This is a genomic window from Chloroflexota bacterium, assembly GCA_009840355.1.
Classification (GTDB): domain Bacteria; phylum Chloroflexota; class Dehalococcoidia; order Lucifugimonadales; family JADFKI01; genus Bin90.
Genome location: VXNZ01000018.1, coordinates 1 through 2635, shown reverse-complemented (window position 1 = coordinate 2635; position 2635 = coordinate 1). Strand labels below are relative to the sequence as shown.

Sequence of the window (2635 nt, the reverse complement as noted above, 5' to 3'; positions counted from 1 at the left end):
TTGAGGGGAGCTCTACCAGCCGTCTGGGAGATTCCAGAGCCGTTGTCAGTTCATCATAAGGGGCTTGTTCCGAAGGCGCAGACTCTCTCGCCGCTATTCCTTCAAGTTGCATTTGATTACGAGCAGCAATGTACTCTCACCACGCCGACCGTGCTTCTATCTTCCTTCCGACAAATTGACTATTCGTCCCATGATGTGAGTCATTATCTTAGCCACGAACAAGTCTCTATCAATGACTCCATCTTGCAGTTCCGAATATGAGATAGACTCTTCGAGTTCTGCAATTCCTTCCTGATCAATGGCTACAGACTGGCTTAGACTTTCACCGGAGAGCTTCCAGGATATGGAAAGAATCAAATTCGAGTCTATTTCTCGGCTGCCTGTATAATCGCTGAACACAAATTGGTGCTCTATGTTCAGTGGCTTGTCTTCAGTAAGTGAGAAACCTCGCGTCACGATGTGATCACTTTTTGTCCGATCCCAGTTACCAGATGTGAGAAGGCTGCTGGAATTTACCCTATGCTGACCAAGCGAGATATATGATTGTTGGTAGATGCCGCGGAACAGCCTTTCAAAAGGAGCTAGTGCATTCTGTATGTGCCAGATAATTTGTAAGATGCGCCTCTGATACACAACATCCAACGTGTCGATGTCGGAGGCGTCTGCTTCAAACCCCATATTCTCCTGCACGAAGGCGATGACTTCCTGATCGACATCCATACGTTCCAACGTGCTTGCAAACCCACCGAGTGGCACCACTTCACAGTCACTTCGAGACTGACGGGCGATGCCCCCATAGACGACTGCTTTAGCCGAGATATGAGTCACAATTTCGGCGACGCGATTGAGCGACCCGAAGTAGTCCGAAACGACAGTCGACCCCGACTTTACCTCGATGGCGGTCAGGCCGTCTCCCGTCTCATAGAGAAGGTCACACTCCAGTCCGCTCGAATCCCTGTAGAATGACAGGTTGGGGTTCATACCACGATTGAATCGATATTTCAACGCCTCAGCGACAACCGCGTTCTCAAACAAAGGTCCGCGCAGTGGATGTGTCGCGACCTGCCGACTGCTTTCAATTCCGATGAGATAGCTGGCCAGCCCGACGTCATAGAAGTAGAGTTTCGGAGACTTGACCAAGCGCTTACGAAGGTTGGAGTAAAACGGTTGTAGCCGGAGTATTATGTAGCTCGTCTCCAGCACCGAAAGCCACTCTCGTGCCGTCGTATGAGAAACGCCTGCATCTGCGCCAAGTGAGCTTAGGTTAACCAGTTGGCTGACGCGCCCCGCACACAGGCGAACGAAGCGCCGGAACCCAGACAGGTCCCGTATCCCGCCAAGCCGCCTCACATCACGCTCGACGTACGTCTCGAAATAGTCCCCAAGTGCCTGACGTGGATTGAGATTCTGATCGAGAATCCGGGGATAGAACCCGGAAAACAGGGCATCATCTATTTCACCACTGGCACCGATTCTCTGCCTCTCTGCCATAGAAAACGGAAGAAGGCGCAACAACGCCGTCCTCCCTGCCAGAGATTGACTGATGGCTTCCGATAGCCGGAACTGCTCGCTACCAGTGAGCACGAATTGGCTGTTCCGGCCGCTATCGTCAGCCAACACCTGTAAGTAAGACAGCAACTCGGGGACATGCTGAATCTCGTCCAGAATAGCGCCGTTGTTGAACTGTGACAGAAAGCCACGAGGATCTGATTCGGCGAACTCCCTCTGATCTGGAGCTTCAAGGCTGACGTATGCCAGTCCAGGGAAAGCCGCGCGGCAAAGGGTTGTTTTGCCCGACTGTCGAGGTCCCGTCACAGTTACGAACGGATACTGCTCAAAGAGGCTGACTAGTCGGGGTGTTATCTGGCGCTCAATCATAGATTGAGTATATCATGGGTGCGTGCAATCTGAAAGCATTACTTTCAACTTACATATCGCAGTCAGAGTGCTTCTCGGAATTCCACCCTATCGATGTTGCACCGAAGCTCAGGCTACAAACCTCGCGTTTCGAGGACGCCTCTTGCCGCCGCGCACCGAAGGCTCAGCACACCACTTGACGGCGAGGCGACGCACGGCAGCATAGATGTCTTCGTCGAAACCCAGCAGATCACAGACTACACGCCAGTCTAGCATCGCACGATTCGCATCTGCGTCTGCGAGATATGCCGGCTTGAGGTCAAGCTCACGAAACTCCTCAAATATCTCCGTAGCCTTCGTCAATTACCCTTCAGTTAAGGCCCGCAAATCCAAGATTGGGAAGTAATATTAGAAGTTGTGGAAATTGAAAAAGCGTTAGTAAAGGAAAAGGCGTATCCTTCCAGATAGTGAAAGAAGTCAAAAGACAGACTGGAGGAACACGCCGTGAGGGAAGTATATCAGAATGAGGACGATACGAACGTTGTTGACGGTACGCTGGAAGAGATGGTGAGGGAAGGAGCGAGACGGATGCTTGCTGCCGCCCTCGAAGAGGAGGTGAACGTATTCCTGGGCAGGGATCGCTACGAGAGAAGCGAGGAGTTTCGAGGATACAGAAACGGCCATCATCCCAGTCGCGAACTGACGGTGGGAGTGTCCGCGGTAGAGGTGAAGGTTCCGAGAGTGTCGGACGTGCCGGCCGAGGTATCGGCGAACGGGT

General features: G+C 52.3%; 3 protein-coding genes. 1 reads left to right on the top strand and 2 read right to left on the bottom strand.

Translation table 11 applies throughout. The features are described from left to right. Window positions 1-156 precede the first annotated feature (156 nt). Window positions 157-1878, bottom strand: a complete 1722-nt coding sequence (locus F4X57_04640; GenBank protein ID MYC06448.1) for an ATP-binding protein — start codon at window positions 1876-1878, stop codon at window positions 157-159. 108 nt (window positions 1879-1986) lie between these two features. Continuing rightward, on the bottom strand, window positions 1987-2220 hold the full coding sequence (locus F4X57_04635) for a hypothetical protein (GenBank protein MYC06447.1): 234 nt from the start codon (window positions 2218-2220) through the stop codon (window positions 1987-1989). Window positions 2221-2361: 141 nt separating this feature from the next. On the opposite strand from F4X57_04635, the gene F4X57_04630 reads away from it, so the two are divergent. Next, a partial coding sequence (locus F4X57_04630) for an IS256 family transposase (GenBank protein MYC06446.1) occupies window positions 2362-2635 on the top strand: 274 nt, incomplete at its 3' end.